At 65.9% G+C, this 20,183-nt stretch carries 11 protein-coding genes; 6 read left to right on the top strand and 5 right to left on the bottom strand.

Going from position 1 to position 20,183, the window contains the following annotated elements:
- The first annotated feature begins 138 nt into the window (after positions 1-138).
- Both ACCQ06_RS17465 and ACCQ06_RS17460 read left to right on the top strand, forming a co-directional pair.
- A complete protein-coding gene (locus ACCQ06_RS17465; protein ID WP_228324500.1) occupies positions 139-2,142 on the top strand; it encodes a TonB-dependent receptor in 2,004 nt (667 codons plus the stop codon).
- Positions 2,142-3,557 (top strand): PepSY-associated TM helix domain-containing protein, encoded by a 1,416-nt coding sequence (locus ACCQ06_RS17460; protein ID WP_316688128.1) that lies wholly within the window; start codon positions 2,142-2,144, stop codon positions 3,555-3,557. Before ACCQ06_RS17465 ends, ACCQ06_RS17460 begins: the two co-directional genes overlap by 1 nt.
- A gap of 27 nt (positions 3,558-3,584) precedes the next feature.
- On the opposite strand, the gene ACCQ06_RS17455 is transcribed toward ACCQ06_RS17460, so the two are convergent.
- The 3 genes from ACCQ06_RS17455 to ACCQ06_RS17445 all read right to left on the bottom strand — a co-directional run bounded on the left by ACCQ06_RS17455 (position 3,585) and on the right by ACCQ06_RS17445 (position 7,969).
- Positions 3,585-4,310, bottom strand: a complete 726-nt coding sequence (locus ACCQ06_RS17455; RefSeq protein ID WP_316688127.1) for a phosphoadenylyl-sulfate reductase — start codon at positions 4,308-4,310, stop codon at positions 3,585-3,587.
- Positions 4,307-6,013, bottom strand: a complete 1,707-nt coding sequence (gene cysI, locus ACCQ06_RS17450; RefSeq protein WP_316688125.1) for an assimilatory sulfite reductase (NADPH) hemoprotein subunit — start codon at positions 6,011-6,013, stop codon at positions 4,307-4,309. Before cysI ends, ACCQ06_RS17455 begins: the two co-directional genes overlap by 4 nt.
- Before the next feature lie 108 nt (positions 6,014-6,121).
- Positions 6,122-7,969, bottom strand: coding sequence for an assimilatory sulfite reductase (NADPH) flavoprotein subunit (locus ACCQ06_RS17445; protein WP_316688123.1), 1,848 nt, complete (start codon positions 7,967-7,969; stop codon positions 6,122-6,124).
- 182 nt (positions 7,970-8,151) lie between these two features.
- Between ACCQ06_RS17445 and cysD the strand changes: the two genes are divergently transcribed.
- The 4 genes from cysD (at position 8,152) to ACCQ06_RS17425 (ending at position 15,518) form a co-directional block, all read left to right on the top strand.
- Positions 8,152-9,060, top strand: coding sequence for a sulfate adenylyltransferase subunit CysD (gene cysD / locus ACCQ06_RS17440; protein ID WP_104616568.1), 909 nt, complete (start codon positions 8,152-8,154; stop codon positions 9,058-9,060).
- A 92-nt stretch (positions 9,061-9,152) separates the two neighbouring features.
- A complete protein-coding gene (gene cysN / locus ACCQ06_RS17435; protein WP_372365856.1) occupies positions 9,153-11,072 on the top strand; it encodes a sulfate adenylyltransferase subunit CysN in 1,920 nt (639 codons plus the stop codon).
- Between the two features lie 253 nt (positions 11,073-11,325).
- Positions 11,326-12,396 (top strand): efflux RND transporter periplasmic adaptor subunit, encoded by a 1,071-nt coding sequence (locus ACCQ06_RS17430; RefSeq protein WP_104616524.1) that lies wholly within the window; start codon positions 11,326-11,328, stop codon positions 12,394-12,396.
- The gene (locus tag ACCQ06_RS17425; protein ID WP_316688118.1) at positions 12,393-15,518 is read left to right on the top strand and encodes an efflux RND transporter permease subunit; all 3,126 of its coding nucleotides are present in this window, start codon (positions 12,393-12,395) and stop codon (positions 15,516-15,518) included. Before ACCQ06_RS17430 ends, ACCQ06_RS17425 begins: the two co-directional genes overlap by 4 nt.
- A 124-nt stretch (positions 15,519-15,642) precedes the next feature.
- Here the strand turns inward: ACCQ06_RS17425 and ACCQ06_RS17420 are convergent, their stop codons facing one another.
- Both ACCQ06_RS17420 and ACCQ06_RS17415 read right to left on the bottom strand, forming a co-directional pair.
- Entirely contained in the window at positions 15,643-16,368 is a 726-nt protein-coding gene (locus tag ACCQ06_RS17420) for a hypothetical protein (RefSeq protein ID WP_316692651.1), read from the bottom strand.
- Positions 16,322-20,035, bottom strand: coding sequence for a hypothetical protein (locus ACCQ06_RS17415; RefSeq protein ID WP_316692649.1), 3,714 nt, complete (start codon positions 20,033-20,035; stop codon positions 16,322-16,324). Before ACCQ06_RS17415 ends, ACCQ06_RS17420 begins: the two co-directional genes overlap by 47 nt.
- Positions 20,036-20,183 lie beyond the last annotated feature (148 nt).

Raw genomic sequence — 20,183 nt, 5'->3', positions numbered from 1 at the left:
TTGGCGTGCCTGCGCGCACGCGATGGACGACGCATTCTTTTGAACGAAGCCGGTGCTCGCCCTGTGGGGCGGGGCACGGCGGCATTGCCGTGGTGTCACGGCAAAGGGTTGGTCATGCGGTTACGGTTGTTGAAAACGATGTGGTACGCGCCGTCGTTGGCGCTGGTGTGTGGCCACGCCTGGCAGGTGCAGGCGCAGGATGCGGCATTGACGCTGGGCAAGGTGCAGGTGAGCGAGCACGCGCAGCGCACGCCGAGTACGGCGCGCGTGCTGAGTTCGGTGGATGTGATCGGTGGTGCGCTGCTGCACGATCAGCACGTGGATTACAGCTGGGAACTGCTGATGCGCGCGCCCGGCGTGCAGGTGACCCAATTCCGCATGGGCACCGATGCAGGGCGGTTTTCGTTCCGTGGTTTCAATGGCGAGGGGCGGATCAACGCGGTCAAGCTGCTGATCGACGGCATCCCCAGCAACGACAACGCCGGTGCCATGCCCTATCTGGATGCGGTGTTTCCGCAGGACATCAGTGCGATCGAAATCGTGCGCGGTACCAACGATGCGCGGTATGGCTTGAACGCCATCGCCGGCAGCGTGGATGTGCTGACCCGCACCGGTGGCAACGATGGCCGCCTCAGCGTGACCGCGGGCAGTTTCGGTGCGCGCGAAGTGCAGCTGGGCAAGGGATTCGAGCGCGGCCCGTGGAGCCAGAACTATGTGCTGGCCTGGCGCGATTCCGATGGCTATCGCGCGCACGCCGATGCGCGCAAACGCAGCGTCGCCGGCAAGTGGTTCTACACCGACCCGGATGGCGCCTTCCGTGCCGGGCTGACCACGCGCTACTACGACAACCACGCGCTGGAGGCGGGGTATCTGGATGCGGCCAGTGCGCGTGCGGCGCCGCGCAGTTCGCCGGCCTATGCGCAGGACGATCGCAGCGAGCGCCGTGTGCGTCAGACCGCATTGCATGCCGATGGCACGCTGGGCGCGGATGCGCAGTGGAGCGCAAAGGCCTACCAGAACGACTATCGCAATCAACGCTGGGTGCGTTTTTCCGCGGCCGGCCTGCAGCAGGAGCGCGATACCGATGAAACCCATCGCGGCGTGCTGCTGCGCGGCAACTGGCAGCCCGACTGGGGCCTCTGGAATGCGGCGCTGGAAGCTGGTGCGGATGCGCAGTGGCAGGACAACCGGTCGCAGCGCTACCGCACCGTCGCACGCGTGCGCGGCGCGCAACTGCGCGACTGGAACTACGATCTGCACACCCAAGGTGCCTATGTGCAGGCGGTGCTGAGCCCGGTCGACCGCTTGCAACTGGTGCCGGGGTATCGCATCGATCGTGTCGATGGCACCTTGCATGACCTGCTGGCCGGTGTCTGGGCGCCGAGCTACGACTACGGCACCATCAAGCAACCCAAGTTCAGTGCCAGCTACCGCGTGGGCGAACAGAGCAGCGTGTACGCCAACTGGGGACGCACCTTCCAGATCGGCAGCGGCGATGGTGCCTACCGTCGCCAGCCGGGCAATCTCGGGCCATCGATCAACGATGGCTGGGAAGCCGGCTTCAAATTCGCCCCGTCGGCACTGCTGGATGGGCGGGTGGCGTATTGGGAACAACGTGCGTCTGGCGAAGTGGCCACCATTCTCGGTGTCAATGGCGTGGCCGGCATCGGCGATGTAGCCAACGTCGGGCGGACGCTGCGGCGCGGTTGGGATGCGCAACTGAACCTGCAGCCTGCCGAGCATTGGCGTGCGTGGATGTCGTATTCGCGGCAGAAGGCCAGCATCGCCACGCCCGACCCCAGCGCGCCGGCCACGCGCGGCAAGGAGATCGAAAACGTGCCGCACTGGCTGGCCACCGCCGGGCTGGAGTGGCAGGTGAGTGCAGCCGTGCAGCTCAGCGCCTGGGGCAATGCGCAGGGCGATTACTACCTGGAGCGCAGCAATACCCTGGGTCGCACCGGCGGCTATGCCTTGCTCAATCTTGGCGCGCGCTGGAACGTGGATGCGCGTAATGCGCTCAGCGTGCAATTGCGCAATGTCACCGATCGCGCCTATGTCTACGCGTGGTACGACAGCGGCAGTTCCGGCTATTCGCCAGGCGATGGCCGCGCACTGTCGGTGTCCTGGGATTGGAGTTTCTGATGCGTACACACACTGGGACCGCCAGCGTCGACATCCTGCCGCGCGATGGCCGCTGGCGGTTCTATCGGGCCGTGTGGCGCTGGCATTTCTATGCCGGGCTGCTGGTGCTGCCTTTCATCATCTGGCTGGCGCTGACCGGCGCGGCGTTTCTGTATCAGGATGCCATCGATCGCACCGTGCACCACGGTTTGAAAGTGGTGCCGGTGGGCGCGGTGCGCGCGTCCGCACAGCAACTGGTGGAGGTGGCGCAGCGTGGCGATGGTGGGACGTTGTTCCGCTACACCACGCCCAAACGCGCCGATGCCAGTGCCGAGATCGGCCTGGTGGACGCGCATGGCACCCGCACGGTGGTGTATGTGGACCCGTATCGCGTGCGTGTGCTGGGTCGCTTGCCCGAGCACGGCACGATGGCCTGGACGATTCGCCGGCTGCACAGCCTGGAGTTGATCGGCCCGTTCGCGCGGGGGCTGATCGAAATGGCGGCGGGGTGGGCGATCGTGCTGGTGCTCACGGGTGTGTACCTGTGGTGGCCGCGCGGACGGCGTGGTGGGGTGGTCAACGTCCGTGGCACGCCGACACAGCGGCTGTTCTGGCGCGACCTGCACGCGGTGACCGGTGCCGGTGTGGGTGCGGTCCTGTTATTTCTGGCGCTGACCGGCATGCCGTGGTCGTGGTTGTGGGGCGCACAGGTCAATCGCTGGGCCAACGGGCATGATTTTGGATATCCGGCCGGGCTGCGGGTGCAGCAGCCGATGTCGGAGCAGCGCTTATCCGAGACCACCGAACCGGCGTGGTCGTTACGGCAGGCACGTATTCCGGAGTCTGCCGTGCCTGGTGCTGATGCGATGCATGCAGCGCACGGTGGCGCCGGCAGTGTCGCTGCGCCGGGGATGGGCGCGATTGGTCTGGACGCGGCGATGGCGCGGTTCGATGCGCTCGGCATTGCGCCGGGGTATAGCGTGTCGCCGCCGCGTGGTGCGCGCGGTGTGTATACGGCATCGGTGTATCCGGCCGATTTGCAGCAGCAACGGGTGATCCATCTGGATCAGTACAGCGGCGCGGTGCTGCTGGACATGCGTTATCGCGACTACGGGCCGGTGGGGCGTGCGCTGGAATGGGGCATCAATGTGCACCTGGGCCAGCAATACGGCACTGCCAATCAGTTGATCCTGCTGGTTGCCTGCGCGGCGATCGTGCTGTTGTGCGTCAGTGCCGCGGTGATGTGGTGGAAGCGGCGGCCGGTGGGTGGCCTGGGCGTGCCGCCGTTGCCCGCCGACCCACGCACCCTGCGCGGATTGCTAGTGCTGCTGGTGCTGTGCGGGTTGCTCTTTCCGCTGGTCGGGCTGTCGTTATTGCTGATGTGGTTGTTCGATCGTTACTGGATGCAGCGCGCGCAAGCGAATGCGGTGGCGTGATGCGATGGCTGCGTGTGCAGCCACCGCTCAGATGTCCTCGTGAATCCCGCACTCGCGCTTGAGGCCGAAGAAGCGGGTGTCTTCTTCGCGCATGCCCGGTTCCCAGCGGCGGGTGGTGTGGAAATCGCCGATCGAGACGTAGCCCTGTTCCCACAGCGGGTGATACGGCAGGTCGTGCGCCTGCAGGTATTGCCAGACATCGCGGTCGGTCCAGTCGGCGATCGGGCTGATCTTGTAGCGGTCGCCACGCTTCTGCACGATCGACGTCTGTGCGCGTCCGCCGGACTGGCTACGGCGCAGGCCGGTGAACCAGGTGCCGACATTGAGCTCGTCCAGTGCGCGCCGCATCGGCTCGACCTTGCGCAGGTTGTTGTACTGGTCGATGCCGACCATGCCCTGTTCCCACAAGCGGCCATGGCGCGCTTCCATCCAGGCGCGGCTGACCAGCGGGCGATAGACCTTGAGGTTGAGTTTGAGCCGATCGGTCAACGCGTCGGCAAAGCGATAGGTTTCCGGAAACAGATAGCCGGTATCGATCAGGATCACCGGAATATCCGGGCGCTGCTGGGTGAGCAGATGCAGCGTCACCGCCGATTGCGCGCCGAAGCTGGACGACAGCGCGGCGTCCTGCGGGCCATGCTCTAGCGCCCAGGCCACGCGTTCGTCGGCACGCAGGGTTTCCAGCTGCGCGTTGAGCGCGTCCAGATCGTCCAACGCGGAAGAGGTGATCGATGCAGCAGGCAACGCGGTCATGCGAGCAGTTCCAGGTCGAGGTGACGGTGCGTGGGGTAGGGCGGCAGGGCGATCAGGCCGCTGCGGTGCAGGAAATCGCCGAAGCCTTCATCGCTGGTCTGGTCGCGTTCTGCGGCATAACGGGCCAGTAGTGGCTCCAGCGCGGCCAGGATCTCTGCTTCAGTGATGTTTTCGCGATACAAGGTGTTGAGCCGCTGGCCGCGACGGTCGCCGCCCAGCATCAGGTTGTAGCGACCAGGCGCCTTGCCCACCAGCGCGATCTCCGCCAGATATGGACGCGAGCAGCCGTTGGGGCAACCGGACAGGCGCAGCACGATGGGGGTGTCGGCCAGGCCGTGTTGTTCCAGCAACGGTTGCAAGGCCGCGCTGAAGTCGGGCAGATAACGCTCGGCTTCGGCCATCGCCAGGCCGCAGGTTGGCAGTGCCACGCAGGCCATCGCGCCGCGCGCCAAGGCGGTGCCGGCATGGTTGCCCGCATCCAGCGCGTACTGCGCAACCAGCGCATCGATCTGCGCGCGCTGCTGTGCAGGGACGCCGGCGATGACCAGGTTCTGGTTGGGCGTCATCCGGAACTCGCCCACGTTCAACTGCGCAATCGCGCGCAGCCCGCTCAGATGCGCGGCGGTGTCGGTGTCGGCAATGCGGCCGGCCGGTAGCGACAGGGTCAGATGCCACAGGCCGTCTTCGCCTGCGACCCAGCCATAGCGGTCGCCGTTGTGGTCGAACGCAAACTGCCTTGCAGGCTGCAACGAAAAACCGGCACGGCGTTGGATCTCGGCCACGATGGTGTCCAGGCCATGATCGTCGATGGTGTACTTGAAGCGCGCGCGCTTACGCACTGCGCGATTGCCGAAGTCGCGCTGCGTGGTGACCACGGCGGTTGCCAGATCCAGCAACTGATCGCGGGTCACAAATCCAATGACGTTGGCCACACGCGGCCAGGTCTCCGCGTCGCCGTGGCTGGCGCCCATGCCGCCGCCGATGCTGACGTTGTAGCCGAGCAGCTCGCCGTCGCGCAGGATGGCGATGAAGCCCAGGTCGTTGGCGAACACGTCCACGTCGTTGAGCGGCGGTGCGGCGAAGCCGATCTTGAACTTGCGCGGCAGATACCGGTCGCCGTAGATCGGCTCGTCTTCGCTGCCGGAACCGGATACGCGCTCTTCGTCCAGCCAGATTTCGTAGTACGCACGCGTGTTGGGCAGCAGATGCTCGGACACGCGCGCGGCATCGGCGTACAGCGTGGCATGCGCCTGCGACAACAAGGGGTTGGCCGCCACCTGCACATTGCGATTGACGTCGCCGCACGCCGCCAGCGTATCGATCAAAGTAGCGTTGATCGCCTGCATGGTCGCCTTGAGTTCGCGCTTGATCACACCATGGAACTGGAACGCCTGGCGCGTGGTGATACGCAGCGAATGGTTGGCGTAACGCGTGGCGATGCCATCCAGCGCCAGCCACTGGCTGGGCGAAATCACCCCGCCCGGCGTGCGCGTGCGGATCATGAACTGATACGCCGGCTCGAGCTTCTGCCGACGCCGCTCATCGCGGATATCGCGATCGTCCTGCTGGTAGCTGCCGTGGTACTTGATCAGCGTCTGATCGTCCTCGCGCAGCGCCCCGGTGACCGGGTCGGCCAGGCTCTGCTGCAGCGACCCGCGCAGACGGCGGCTTTCGGATTTGATGTCTTCGACAGAGTGGCTCATGGGAATCGGGAATGGGGAATAGGGAATCGTAAAAAGCGGCTTGGTCTGCCAGGAAAAGTCAGGTGAGGGCTGTACCAATTCCCGATTCCCCACTCCCGATTCCCGGCACTAATACACATCGCGCGCATATCGCCCCTCCACCTGCAGCTGAGTGAGATATGCGGCGGCGTCTTCGGCGCTGCGGGCGCCGTGGGTGGTGACGACGTCCAGCAAGGCGGCGTGCACATCCTTGCCCATGCCGATGGCGCCGCAGACATAGACATGCGCGCCGCCCTGCAGCCAGGCGTAGACCTCGGCGCCGCGTTCGCGCAGGCGGTGTTGCACGTAGATTTTTTCGGCATGGTCGCGCGAGAACGCCAGGTCCAGCGCGTGCAGCTCGCCGCGTTGCAAGGCCTGCTGCCACTCGGCCTGATACAGGAAATCGGTATTGAAATGCTGGGCGCCGAAGAATAGCCAGTTGCGGCCCTTGGCGCCGGTTTCGGCCCGTTCCTGCACGAAACCGCGGAACGGCGCCACGCCGGTGCCCGGGCCGATCATCAGGATGTCGCGGTCGGCGTCGGCCGGCACGCGGAAGCGGGCGTTGGGTTCGATATAGACCGGTGCGGTATCGCCTTCGGCAAGCGCGGCGAGAAAACCGCTGGCCGACCCCAGATGCGCGTGCCCGTGCGCCTGGTAGTTGAGTTCATCCACCGCCAGATGCACTTCATCGCCCACGCGCTTGCGGCTGGAGGCGATCGAGTACAGCCGCGGGGTGAGCGGGCGCAGCGTGTCCAGCAGGCTGGCGTGGTCCCAATCCGCCGGCCAGCGTCGCAGCACGTCGATCACTTGATGATCGGAGAGCAACGACGCCAGGCCGGCAGTCTGGGTGGGGGTGAGCAGCGCCTGCAGCTCGTCTGCGCCTGCGCGTTCGGCATGGGCAGTGAGAAACGGCCGCGACAGCTTGGTCAGTTCGCGCCGGGTGGCCAGCCACTCGTTCAAGGCCAGCGTCTGGTCGCCGACGGTGACCGCGGCATGACCATCCAGCCGCAAGGTCTGCAGCACCGCGTCCACCAGCGCCGGCGGGTTGCGATGCACGATGCCCAGCGCATCGCCGGGCTCGTAATTCAGGCCGCTACCTTCCAGCGAAAATTCCAGATGCCGCACCCGCTTGCCGGGCTGTGCATAGACGCGAAAGCCCGGGCCCTTGAAGTCGCGCCCGCTGATGATCTGGTTGGCCAGCAGCTCGGCGCCAAACGGGTGCTGGTGCGACCACGTCGGCGCCACCGGGTTGCTGCGCAACGGTGTGACCGTGGCCGAGTGCGGGGCGCTCTTGAGCAGCTCGCGCGCATGCGTGAGCGCTTGCGCGCGCCATGGGTCGGCGATGCTGTCGATGTCCAGGTCGGCTTCGCCACGCGGCTGCACGCGGCTGGCGCCGAGCTCGGCCAGACGGTCGTCGATGCGCCGCGCAATGCCGCAGAACTCCGCATAGCTGGAATCGCCCAGGCCCAGCACCGCGTACTTGAGCTCGGGCAGCTTGGGCGCGCGGCGGCCGGCCAGGAATTCGACCAGGCCGATCGCATCGTCCGGCGGGTCGCCTTCGCCCTGGGTGCTGATCACCACGTACAACAGGCGTTCGTTAGCCAGTTCGCGGGTGGGGTAGGCATCGGCGCGCAGCAGCCGCACGCTCAGCCCGGCGGCCTCGGCATCGGCGGCCAGCTGCTCGGCCTGGCGGCGCGCATTGCCGGTCTGGCTGCCGTACAGCACGGTCAGGCGCTGGCTGTCCTGCGCAGCTGCCTGCGGTTGCCCGCCCGGCAGCACCGCCAGCGAGCGCGGCGGATGACCCTGCGCCAGCCCGGCGGTGTAGCCGGACAGCCACCACAGCGCTGCGGTATCCAGACCCTCGACCAACCGTTCCAGCAGCGCCTTGCGCTCGTCGGGCAAGGGGCTGGGCGGTAGCGCGGAACTGGCGGCGGTCATTCGGATCCAGGGGCGGGGGATTTGGATAAACGATGTTAGGGAAGCGTTCGCGCGTTCAGAAAGGATCACCCGTTATCGCGTTATGCCGCCCGCTTATTTCAAGCAGACATCTGCCCGCCACACACTGCGCTGCCTTGGCCTACCATCGGCTGGTCTTGCCCGCCGCCGCTCCCGACACCCTGATGACCCTGCCCCCGTTGTCCCATCTCGACCGGCTCGAAGCCGAAAGCATCCACATCCTGCGCGAGGTCGCCGCCGAGTTTCGGGCCCCGGTGATGCTGTATTCGGTCGGCAAGGACAGCTCGGTACTGCTGCATCTGTTGCTCAAGGCGTTTGCGCCGTCGCCGCCGCCGATCCCGCTGCTGCACGTGGACACGCGCTGGAAATTCCGCGAGATGATCGCCTTCCGCGACCGCCGCGCGGCCGAAACCGGGGTGGATCTGCGCGTGCACATCAACCCCGATGGCATCGCGCAGGACATCGGCCCGATCACTCACGGCGCCGCGGTGCACACCGACATCATGAAGACCCAGGGCCTGAAGCAGGCGCTGGAGCAGGGCGCGTTCGATGCGGCGATCGGCGGTGCACGGCGCGACGAAGAAAAATCGCGCGCCAAGGAGCGGGTGTTTTCGTTCCGCAACGCGCGCCATCGCTGGGACCCGAAAAACCAGCGTCCGGAACTGTGGAACCTCTACAACGCCCGTACCAAACCCGGCGAGAGCGTGCGCGTGTTTCCGTTGTCCAACTGGACCGAGCTGGATATCTGGCTGTACATCTACCGCGAAAAGATCCCGGTGGTGCCGCTGTATTTCGCCGCAGCGCGCCCGGTCGTGGAGCGCGACGGTGCGTTGATCATGGTCGACGACGAGCGCCTGCCACTGCAGCCGGGCGAAACCCCGCAGCTGCGCTCGGTGCGCTTCCGCACGCTGGGTTGTTACCCGCTGACCGGCGCGATCGACTCCACCGCCGACACCCTGGAAGCGGTGATCGCCGAAATGCTGGTCAGCACCAGCTCCGAACGCCAGGGTCGCATGATCGACCACGCACCCGGCGCATCGATGGAACAGAAAAAGCTCGAGGGGTATTTCTGATGGGCAGTGAATGGGAAAATGGGAATGGAGATGCCGGGACCGGGGACCGGGGACTCGGGACCCGGGAACACCAGTGTCATGCCGACGGCGCGATCGCCTCTGGCTTTTTCGGGTCCCCGGTCCCCGGTCCCGAGTCCCGAGAGAGCGACTCCATCGACACTTACCTCCAGCAGCACGAATCCAAACCGCTGCTGCGCTTCATCACCTGCGGCAGCGTGGACGATGGCAAGAGCACCTTGATCGGACGCTTGCTTTACGACAGTAAGCGCTTGTTCGACGATCAGCTGGCGGCGCTGGAAAGCGATAGCCGGCGGCACGGCACGCAAGGCGAGGGCATCGATTACGCGTTGCTGATGGACGGGCTGGCGGCCGAGCGCGAGCAGGGCATCACCATCGATGTGGCGTACCGCTATTTCGATACCGACCAACGCAAATTCATCGTCGCCGACTGCCCCGGCCACGAGCAATACACGCGCAACATGGCCACCGGCGCATCCACCGCCGATGTGGCGGTGGTGCTGGTGGACGCGCGCAAGGGCCTGCTCGCGCAGACGCGCCGGCACAGCTACATCGTGTCGTTGCTGGGCATCCGCCACGTGGTGCTGGCGGTCAACAAGATGGATCTGGTGGACTACGACGCCGATGTCTTCAGCGCCATCGCCGAGGGCTACCGCGCGCTGGCGGCGCAGCTGGGCATTGCCGATGTGCAGTGCATCCCGTTGTCGGCGCTGGCCGGCGAGAACCTGTCCAGCGCCTCCACCCGCATGCCGTGGTACAGCGGCCCGCATCTGCTGCAGCATCTGGACAGCGTGCAAATCGAGCCGCCCGAGGCCGGCAGCGGCCTGCGCTTGCCGGTGCAGTGGGTCAACCGCCCCAACTCACAGTTCCGCGGCTATGCCGGCACCATCGCGTCCGGCCAGGTGCGCGTGGGCGATGCCGTGGTGGTGGTGCCATCGGGGCGGCGTTCGCAGGTGGCTGCGGTGCTGGATGCCAATGGCGCGGTGGCCAGCGCACGCGCAGGGCAGGCGGTGACGCTGACGCTACGCGACGAGATCGATATCAGCCGTGGCGACATCGTCGCCGCCATCGACGACCCGCCGGAAGTGGCCGACCAGTTCGCCGCGCATCTGCTGTGGATGGACGATGCCGCGCTGCTGCCCGGCCGCCCGTACTGGCTCAAGATCGGCACCCGCACGGTCACCGTGAGCGTCAGCGAGATCAAGCACAAGGTCGATGTGAATACGCAGGAGCGGCTGGCGGCCAAGCGGCTGGAACTCAACGAAGTGGGCTACTGCAATCTCGCCTTGGACGAGCCCATCGCCTTCGCGCCGTACGCCCGCAACCGCGCGCTCGGCGGCTTCATCCTGATCGACCGGCAAAGCAATGCCACCGTGGCAGCGGGCACGCTGGAGTTTGCGTTGCGCCGCGCCGGCAATGTGCATTGGCAGCATCTGGAGGTGGACCGCAGCGCCCGTGCGCGCATCAAGGGCCAGGCGCCGCGCGTGCTGTGGTTCACCGGCCTGTCGGGCGCGGGCAAATCCACTGTCGCCAACCTGGTCGACAAGCAGCTGCATGCGTTGGGCTATCACACCTTCATCCTGGATGGCGATAACGTGCGCCATGGGCTCAACCGCGATCTGGGCTTTACCGACGAAGACCGCGTGGAAAATATCCGCCGCGTGGCGGAAGTGGCGCGGCTGATGGCCGATGCCGGCCTGATCGTGCTGGTCAGTTTCATCTCGCCGTTCCGTGCCGAGCGGCAACTGGCGCGCGAGCGTTTCGATACGGGCGAGTTTGTCGAAGTGTTCGTGGATGTGCCGCTGGCGGTGGCGGAAGCGCGCGACGTGAAGGGGTTGTACCGCAAGGCGCGGGCCGGGCAGATCCCCAATTTCACCGGAATCGACTCGCCGTACGAGGCGCCCGAGACGCCGGAGATCCATCTTCACGCCGATGGTGAGAATGTAGAGGCGCTGGCGCGCCACGTGCTCGAGTTTCTGGGGCTGGAGCGCTGAGCGCAGGCATCAGGACGTGGCACCCCGTCTCCCGCGTAGTGCGCGTGGCGCCAGACCCCAGCGTGGAGTGACCGCGCGGGTTTGCGCCATCGGGCGTGCCCGGGCGGTGGTATGCAGTGTCGAGGGCCGCGCCGACCAGCGCATCATGACGACGACGGCAAGGGTCGTTGGTCATGGTGCAAAGCGCGCCCTTTCTGTCAACGCATGGCGGTGAGGTCGGTACACTTTCGCGGTACCCCGCCAGGATGTTCTGATGCTTGTTCTGCCCAGCGCGCGCAGTTGCGCCGCGCTCTTGTTGGCCGTGTGGCTGTCCGGTTGTGCCCGTCAGGCCAGCGCGCCGGCCGCTGCCAAGCCCATCCCGGTGGTGGTGCAGCCGGTGGCGGTGCAGCCCTGGAACTCCACCGTGCAATCGATCGCCACCGTACGTGCGCGCGAATCGGTCGCGCTCACTGCAGCGGTCAGCGATGTGGTCGAGCAGGTCAATTTCGACAGCGGCGATGAGGTCAAGGCGGGGCAGTTGCTGCTGCGGCTGCGCGGCAATTCGCAGCAGGCCGCGTTGACCGCCGCGCAAGCCACCTTTGAGGAAACCGACCAGCTCTACCGTCGCCAGTTGAGTCTGGTTGGCCAGCAATTGGTCGCCAAGTCCACGGTCGACACCCAGCGCGCCCTGCGCGACGCGGCGCAGGCGCGGGTGCAGCAGATGCGCGCGGAAATCACCGACCGCGAAGTGCGCGCGCCGTTCTCCGGCGTGCTGGGCATCCGCCAGATCAGCCCGGGGTCGTTGATCACCTCGACCACCGTGATCGCCACGTTGGACGATGTGGCGCGCATGTACGTGGATTTTCAGGTGCCGGAATCGCAGTTCGGCCTGGTGCAGCTCGGCAATACCGTCAATGGCACCGCGGCGGCGTATCCGGGTGCGCGCTTCGACGGCATCGTTGCCGCGATCGATTCGCGCATCGACGAGACCACCCGCTCGGTGACCGTGCGGGCCGATTTCCCCAACGACGATCGGCGCCTGCGTCCGGGCATGCTGCTGGATGTGCGGCTGCTGCAGCCGGCGCGGCAGGCGCTGGTGATCCCGGAGATTGCGGTGGTGCAGGTGGGGCGCGAGTCGTACGTGTTCCGGGTCAAACCCGACAGCAGCGTGGAGCGTGCCGATGTGCGGCTGGGCGAGCGGCGCGATGGCAAGGTGGAGGTTCTGGAGGGCGTCACGGCCGGTGAGCGCATCGTGGTGGACGGCACCGGCAAGCTGCGTCCGGGCCTGAAGGTGGTCGACCAGGCCGCGCCCGCGTCGGTGCGTCCGCAGGCAGCGGCACAATGAAGCTCTCCGACCTGTCCATTACCCGCCCGGTGATGGCGGTGGTGATGAGTCTGTTGCTGATCGTGCTGGGAGTGATGTCGTTCACCCGCCTCACGCTGCGAGAACTGCCGGCGATCGACCCACCCATCGTCTCGGTGGATGTGGAATACACCGGCGCCTCGGCAGCGGTGGTGGAAAGCCGCATCACCCAGGTGCTGGAAGACGCGCTGGCCGGTATCGAGGGTATCGCCACCATCGAAGCGCGCAGTCGTAACGGTTCGTCCGACATCAGTATCGAGTTCGTGCAATCGCGCGATGTGGAAGCGGCCGCCAACGACGTGCGCGATGCGGTCAGCCGCGTCTCCGACCGCATGCCCGACCAGGCGCGCCCGCCGGAAATCTCCAAGGTCGAAGCCGACGCCGACCCCATCCTGTGGCTCAACATGAGCTCCAGCACGATGGACACGCTGCAGCTGTCCGACTACGCCGAGCGCTATGTCGTTGACCGCTTTTCCAGCCTGGATGGCGTGGCGCAGGTGCGCATCGGCGGACGCCAGCGCTATGCGATGCGCATCTGGCTGGACCGCGACCAACTGGCCGCACGCGCACTCACCGTGGCCGATGTCGAAACGGCGCTGCAGAACGAAAACGTGGAGTTGCCGGCCGGCAGCATCGAATCGGCGCAGCGCGATTTCACCTTGCGTGTGGAGCGCAGCTACCTCAAGCCGGAAGATTTCGCCAAGCTGCCGCTCAGCAAGGGCGAGGGCGGCTATGTGGTGCGCTTGGGCGACGTGGCCAAGGTGGAGTTGACCTCGGCCGAACGACGCGCCTATTTCCAGAGCAATGGCGTGCCCAACGTGGGCCTGGGCATCGTGCGCAACTCCACCGCCAACGCGCTGGATGTCGCGCGTGAGGCGCGCGCGCAGGCCGAAGAAGTGCAGAAGTCGCTGCCGAAGGGCACCAACATCTTTGTCGCCTTCGACACCACCACCTTCATCGACGCGGCGGTGGAGCGCGTCTATCACACGCTGATCGAAGCGGTGGTGCTGGTGCTGGTGGTGATCTGGGTGTTTCTGGGTAGCGCACGTGCGGCGCTGATTCCGGCGGTCACGGTGCCGGTGTGTCTGATCGTCGCATTCATTGCGCTGTACGCGTTCGATTTCTCGATCAACCTGCTCACCTTGCTGGCGCTGGTGCTGTGTATCGGCCTGGTGGTGGACGATGCCATCGTGGTGGTGGAAAACATCCAGCGCCGCATCGATCTGGGCGAGCCACCCTTGGTGGCCGCCAGACGCGGCACCGGGCAGGTGGCATTCGCGGTGATCGCCACCACCGCCGTATTGGTGGCGGTGTTTCTGCCGGTGGGATTTCTGGAAGGCAATACCGGGCGCTTGTTCCGCGAGTTGGCGGTGGCGTTGGCCGCGGCGGTGGCGATCTCGGCATTCGTGGCGCTGACGCTGACGCCGATGATGTCGTCCAAGCTGCTGCGCTCGCACAGCGTGGCCAAACCCAATCGGTTCCATCATTGGTTCAACGGGCGCATGCAGGCGGTGTCCGGCGCGTACGGGCGCTCGCTGGAGCGTCACGTGCACCGCACCTGGATTTTCGCGCTGCTCATGCTGCTGGCCTTGGGGGCGAGCGCCTGGTTGATGAGCCGTATTCCGTCCGAACTGGCGCCAGCGGAAGATCGCGGCAATTTCCAGATCATGATCGACGGCCCCGAAGGCGCCGGCTTCGATTACACCGTCGGGCAGATGCATCAGGTCGAAGACATCCTGCGCCCGTACGTGGGCCCGGACAAACCCATCGTGCGCGCCAACCCGCGCGTGCCCGGCGGCTTCGGCAGCAGCGAGGAAATGCACACCGGCCGCGTCAGCGTGTTCTTGCAGGACTGGGAAAAACGCACACGCCCCACCACCGAAGTGGCCGATGAGCTGCAACAAAAGCTCAGCGTGCTCAGCGGCGTGCGTGCGCGCACGCAGGTCAGTGGCGGCCTGGTGCGCAGCCGTGGCCAACCATTCCAGTTGGTGCTCGGTGGCCCGGACTATGCCGAGATCGCGCAGTGGCGCGACCGCATCCTGCAGCGCATGGAAGCCAATCCCGGCCTGGTCGGCCCGGACTCGGATTACAAGGAAACCCGCCCGCAAATGCGCGTCAACATCGACCGCCTGCGCGCGGCCGATCTGGGCGTGCCGGTGACCGCCATCGGTGGCGCGCTGGAGGCGATGATGGGCTCGCGCCGCGTCACCACTTTCGTCGACAACGGCGAGGAATACGACGTGATGTTGCAGGCCGGGCGCGAAGGCCGCATGTCGCCGGAGGACCTTACCGCCATCCGCGTGCGCTCCAGCCGTGGCGAGCTGATTCCGCTGTCCAACCTGGTGAGCTTGAGCGAAGTGGCCGAAGCCGGCACCTTGAACCGCTTCAATCGCCTGCGCGCGATCACCATTACCGCTGGTCTGGCGCCGGGCTACCCGTTGGGCGATGCCATCGCCTGGGCGCAGCAGGCCGCGCAGGAAGAACTGCCGGAATACGCGCAGCTGGACTGGAAGGGCGAATCGCGCGAATACCAGCAATCCGGCAGCGCGGTATTGCTGACCTTCGGCATGGCCTTGCTGGTGGTGTATCTGGTGCTGGCTGCGCAGTTCGAAAGCTTCGCCCATCCGCTGGTGATCATGCTCACCGTGCCGCTGGCGGTGCTGGGTGCATTGGTCGGGCTGTGGCTCACCGGCGGCACGCTCAACCTGTTCAGTCAGATCGGCATCGTGATGCTGGTGGGCCTGGCGGCGAAGAACGGCATTTTGATTGTGGAGTTCGCCAATCAATTGCGCGACGAAGGCCGCAGCGTGCATCAGGCCATTGTGGAATCGGCCTCGGTGCGGTTGCGCCCGATCCTGATGACGTCGATCGCCACGGTGGTCGGCGCGATTCCGCTGGTAGTGGCCGGCGGGCCCGGCTCGGCCAGCCGCGCCACCATCGGTGTGGTGGTGATCTTCGGTGTGTCGCTGTCCACGTTGCTGTCGCTGTACGTGGTGCCGGCGTTCTACAGCCTGATCGCCCCGTACACCAAGTCGCCGGAAGCGGTCGCACGCGAGCTGGAAACCCTGGAGGCAACCACGCCATCGGTGGGCGGGCACGCATAAGCGCGGCCGTCAGCGCCTGCGTCTCTTTCCGCTTCATGCCATCGCATTTTGGAGAGCGCGCAACTCCAGAAGCAGGCCCTTTGTCGCAGCCGTTTGGGCAACAGGATCAATGCTGGTTGCAGTATTACTGCGCAGTTGGTGCGGCGCGCAAGTTGATCGCTCTGTATTGCCTCTGATTGCCGTAACGCGGTCCGTTCTTCTCGAACGTGGCGCAGAGCCGATCCTCTCCGCAAGGGGCCAAGTCCGCGCGTGCGACTCGCTCCCAATAATCGATCGAGGCGCGAAGCTGCACCAGCTCGTTGCGTTTCTCATCGATGATGCCAATCGAGTAAGCCACCGCACCAAGGCCCAAGACGCCCGACACCAACAGAGCGATCGATGCGATCCACATGCGCCGCGTTGCCGTTGTTTCCAGAGCGTGCTGTGCGTGGACATAGCGCTGGGTGGCCTGCTGGACCGCCTGCTCCGCGTTTGCCAGCTTCTCGTTGAATCGCTCGGCTGCCGGTTCCAGCGTCTGCGTCAGCGCCTGATTGCTCAATTGCGTTAGCCGGGGCAGCGCATTTTCCACCAAGCCAGTGACGCGCTGATCGGCGTGTTTGACGGCAATTTGCAGAAGCTGCAGCTGCTCTTGCACTAGATCTTCCAATGCGTGCTCTCGCCGCTGCAGCACCCCGATCACCGCCGCCATGGCGTGGATCGATTCTTTTAGTGTGCGTTCGGACCCGTTGACATCGGGCGGCGCGGAGGTGTTCTGCATGTCCATAGTGTTCTCTCGATGATTCAACTTGCTGCACGTGTTCCGGCTAGCCGCCACCACCGCCGCCGCCTCCACCTCCACCTCCACCGCCATCTCCGCCACCACCACCGTCACCCTGTGGACCTTGCATCGCCGGTCCGTTGGCGAACTGCGGCAGTGTCATCACCATCACCGGGCCACGGCTGGTCTGCACCTCTGTCGAGACGTCCATGTTCAGTGCCTGGCGTGTGCTCGCCTGCTCCTGAGCTTCCTGCATCGCCTGGGCATCCAGAAACTCGTGCCCTTGCTTGGCAAGGGCCTGGCTGTAGGGACTGTTGGCGACCCGTTTCAAGGCTTGTTCGATCGCCAGTTCGTCCTTGCAGTCGATGGCGTACAGCAACTCGTCCACATCCGGATCGCCGGTGATGGTTTTACGCGTCGGCTGCGGCCGATCTTCGTGCTCGCCAGCGGCAAGAGACTGTGGCGCGGTGTCTGCCGGCGGGGCGCGTGGTGGTCTCAGTCCCGAGGGACCATCCGGATCGTACCCATCACGCAATTCCAACTCGGTAAACGGCCGCTCACCACGGTCCACGCGCGCCTGTCGCGCTTCTGCGATGCGGTTTTCTGTTTCGAGATCCTGTTCGAGTTGGATGCGCAGCTCACGCATGGAGCGCTCTATTTCCTCCCAGGAGTCCGGATCGGCGGGCACAGCGGCAGGACGGTCCTGCGCATCTGCCAGGGATGCAGAAAGCGGCTCGCGCGCATCGGCCGCGCCCTCGGGTGCGTCGGCAGAGCGGCCAACGGTCGGCATGTCCAGCGATGGCCCTGTCGCTTGCGCGAGGTGTGCGGACAAGGGCAACGCTGCAGGAGTATCTGGTGCTTCCGGTGCTTGAGCGTGTGGCGTGCGCGCCTGTTGATCGTCGTGCTGTTCTGCGGCCACTGGCGTGGCGAGCGATGGCGCGGTCGCTGCCTGGGCCAGGTACGCGTCCGCCGGCTGCTCGGGCTGCTGGGCAGGTGCATCTTGCTGCGCATCCGAGGCCGGCGCCGTCATCGACCGTTGGCCGCTGTGCAGGTCCGCAACCTGCTGCTGATCTGCCGGTGCTGTCTGCGCGCTCGCCGCGCTTTGCGCTGTCTGCTGCTGGACTTCCTGCGGGCGCACTTCTTGCGCTCGTTGGCTTTCACGCTGCTGCTGCGCTACGTCAAATGCGTGTGTTTGCGCAGGTTCTGCCAGCCGCTCCTGGGGCCGTTGGACGACGTCATCCGGGGTAGACCGCTGCTCGGGCTGGCGCGGCGATGTGTCCTGCGCATGGAGCGACGACGGCTCGCGCGAGACGGCTTCCTGTGCCGGCTCCTGCTCGCGTTGTGGAGCCGCTCGGGCGTGCAGCGGCTGTTGCTCGGCATGTTGCACCGTCTGCGCCTGCAGGCGTTCCTGCTGGCTCTGCTGGGCGTCCTGTGCCTGGCGTGTTTCCTGCTCGCGCTGCTGCGTCTCCCGGGCCTGCTGCTGCGCTTGTTCGCGCTGCTCGGTGTCGTGCGCCTGCTGCTGGACTTGTTCGCGTTGCTGGGCAGCCTGTGTCTGGCGTTCTTGCTGCTCCAGCTGTTGCGACTCTTGCTGGCGAAGCTCCTGCAATGCATGCGCCTGCAGCGCCTGGGTGGCCTGCGTCCGGTCTTCGTGCGAGGCTTGTTCCTGCAGCGTGTGAGCGCGTGCCTGCGCCAGCTGCTGGTCTTGCGCCTGCTGGTCCTGCTGTTGCTGTTCCTGACGCGCCTGCGCTGCGCTTGCGGCCTGTATCCGCGCCTGCACATCCAGCACCAGTTGCGGGCTGAACGATGCGTTGGCGCTCGATGCATCGCTGTCGGACGATCCGTCCGCTGGTCGCGCGGTGACAGTGAGGTGCGGTGCTGGCTGGTCCAGCGAGACGGGCTGGGTCTGCTGCTGTGTTCGCACCTGCTGCAACGCCTGGCGGATGTCCTCGCTGCTGGTGACCGCCGCGATGCGCTCCACGCCATCGGCACCGCGCTGCAGATGCGCGATCGGGCTATCGGCGCCGAAGCTCCCACCAGGGCCACGCTGCAACTGCAACGCGCTATCGCCGGTGAGTCCCTCTGTCTCGCGCGTGCGCTGCGTCGCCAGGTCGATCGCTTCGCGCCATTGCGGCTGCAACTCGGTGCCGACGATGCGATAGCGGTACTGCGTTTCCTCGCGCTGCAGATCCTGCGCTGACGGCGGCGATTGGCGGATGGCTGCAATCGCCTGCGCCTGCTCAGCCAGTGCCGGTTGCAGCAGTGCGCGCGTGGTTTCCAGTTCCAGTATGCGATTGCCATCGGGTGGGTCACCGTTGCTGGTCCACCGGCCCTCCATGTCGCGGTAATAGCGCTGGCCGTCTGAGGCAGTCAACGCGTCCGGGTCGGGCAGCGCCTGCTGCACGGCCGGCGACATCGGCAGCCCATCGGCCGCCCAGCCGTTGCGGTGATGCGCAAGTTCGTAGCGCGCAGCAACCGCGCCGGGACTGTTGGCGATGTTGCGGGCGATGACGTCTTGCGCTTGCGCATCGAGTTCGGCCGCACGGGGCGGCAGGGCGGTTTCCTGCACGTAACTGCCACGATCGTTGGCGCCCGATACCTCGGTCTTGACCAGCCGATGCCACTGGCCGTCCGCTGCATCGCGTCGCCAGTCGGCGCTGCTCAGGCTGGGACGGTCAGTGGCATTGGCCGGCTGCTGATACGGATCCTGCGGAGTGGGCGCATCCTTCAAGACCAGCGCGGCAGCGGCGTTGGTCGCCTGGTAATTGAGTTCGCGCGCCTTTTGGTAGCTGGCGACGATCGGCGTCGCTGTGGAGTTGTCCACGCCATCGTTGGTGGTGTCGGCCTTGCCCTCGCGTGCCCAGGCGACGCCGTTGAACGACCACTGCGTACCCTCGCGATCGGTCTGGGTGTAGATGGCGCGGTTATCCAGCAACGCGGCGGCTTTTTCGCCAGCGGTACTCAAGAAATACGCATCGGCCGCGATCAGCACCATCGGCCCGGCACCAGAGCTACCCAGCGCATACGCAGCGGCAGTGCCGCCGGCCCAGCCACCGACGTTGCGGCCGGCGAAGTGGGCAAGCTCCGATTGTGCGGCGAGCGGGTTGTATTCCCCGAGGAACCGTGTTGCGCGCTGGCCAGTCATCACCGTGTCGGCGGCGGTGGCGAGCAGGCCGGCGGTGCGAAGTACCTGGCCGGGTGATAGATCGCCTGCGAGTAGCTCTGCGGTGGCGAAGCCGCGTTGCGAGACTGGTGTGTACGGCGCATGCGGTGTAGCGGCTGCGCCTTGGCGAATGCTGCGTGCAGTACCGCCGATGGTTGTCGGCGTGTCATCCAATACCTGCTGGACCACTGCCGCATTGGACTCGGACAGCGTTATTCGGCCGGCATCCTCTGCGTGCGCGATAGCCATGCGAAATTCCTCGCGGCCGGCGATCTCGCGGACAACGGCATCGCGTTCATCGGGGACAGCGACCAGATTTTTGCCGGTCGTGCGTGCGTCATCGATTATTGTTGCGATCCGCTGCTCGGAGCGGGTGATCGCAGCCCATTCGGATTCGACAGTGCTCATCGAGCGCAGCGTCTTCAGCTGGTCGGCATGGGCAGTGCGGTATTGCTCGTACTCGGAGAGGGTGCTGCGGTTTTGCGCGTTGGTCTCGGCCTTGGTCAAGTGATCCGGGGTGGTTGCGAACATATCGCCATTGATCAGGGCGACTTTGAGGGTGTCTTGCAGGTCGTGGACTTGGGCGGCGACGCGCTTCAATGCAGCAGCGTCGTTGGACATAGCGGCGTCGCCGTCTGGCGAGTTAAGGAGCTTGTCAAGATAATCCCCAGTTACATCCGTATAAGACCTTCGCGTGCGTCCTCGGTGGGGGGATGTTTCCAATTCATCTGCCAGCTTGCCATCTACC

Source organism: Xanthomonas sp. NCPPB 4467 (assembly GCF_041475665.2).
GTDB lineage: Bacteria > Pseudomonadota > Gammaproteobacteria > Xanthomonadales > Xanthomonadaceae > Xanthomonas > Xanthomonas dyei.
The sequence above is the reverse complement of the archived record's forward strand: the minus strand, read 5'-3'. Positions and strand labels throughout refer to the sequence as shown.

What these genes read in the sequence shown, in the direction of transcription:
- ACCQ06_RS17420 (WP_316692651.1), bottom strand. Translation starts at nt 16,368, where the DNA reads ATGGCGGTGGAGGTGGAGGTGGAGGCGGCGGCGGTGGTGGCGGCTAGC.
- ACCQ06_RS17430 (WP_104616524.1), top strand. Translation starts at nt 11,326, where the DNA reads ATGCTTGTTCTGCCCAGCGCGCGCAGTTGCGCCGCGCTCTTGTTGGCC.
- ACCQ06_RS17455 (WP_316688127.1), bottom strand. Translation starts at nt 4,310, where the DNA reads ATGACCGCGTTGCCTGCTGCATCGATCACCTCTTCCGCGTTGGACGAT.
- ACCQ06_RS17465 (WP_228324500.1), top strand. Translation starts at nt 139, where the DNA reads ATGTGGTACGCGCCGTCGTTGGCGCTGGTGTGTGGCCACGCCTGGCAG.
- cysD (WP_104616568.1), top strand. Translation starts at nt 8,152, where the DNA reads ATGACCCTGCCCCCGTTGTCCCATCTCGACCGGCTCGAAGCCGAAAGC.
- ACCQ06_RS17460 (WP_316688128.1), top strand. Translation starts at nt 2,142, where the DNA reads ATGCGTACACACACTGGGACCGCCAGCGTCGACATCCTGCCGCGCGAT.
- ACCQ06_RS17445 (WP_316688123.1), bottom strand. Translation starts at nt 7,969, where the DNA reads ATGACCGCCGCCAGTTCCGCGCTACCGCCCAGCCCCTTGCCCGACGAG.
- ACCQ06_RS17425 (WP_316688118.1), top strand. Translation starts at nt 12,393, where the DNA reads ATGAAGCTCTCCGACCTGTCCATTACCCGCCCGGTGATGGCGGTGGTG.
- cysI (WP_316688125.1), bottom strand. Translation starts at nt 6,013, where the DNA reads ATGAGCCACTCTGTCGAAGACATCAAATCCGAAAGCCGCCGTCTGCGC.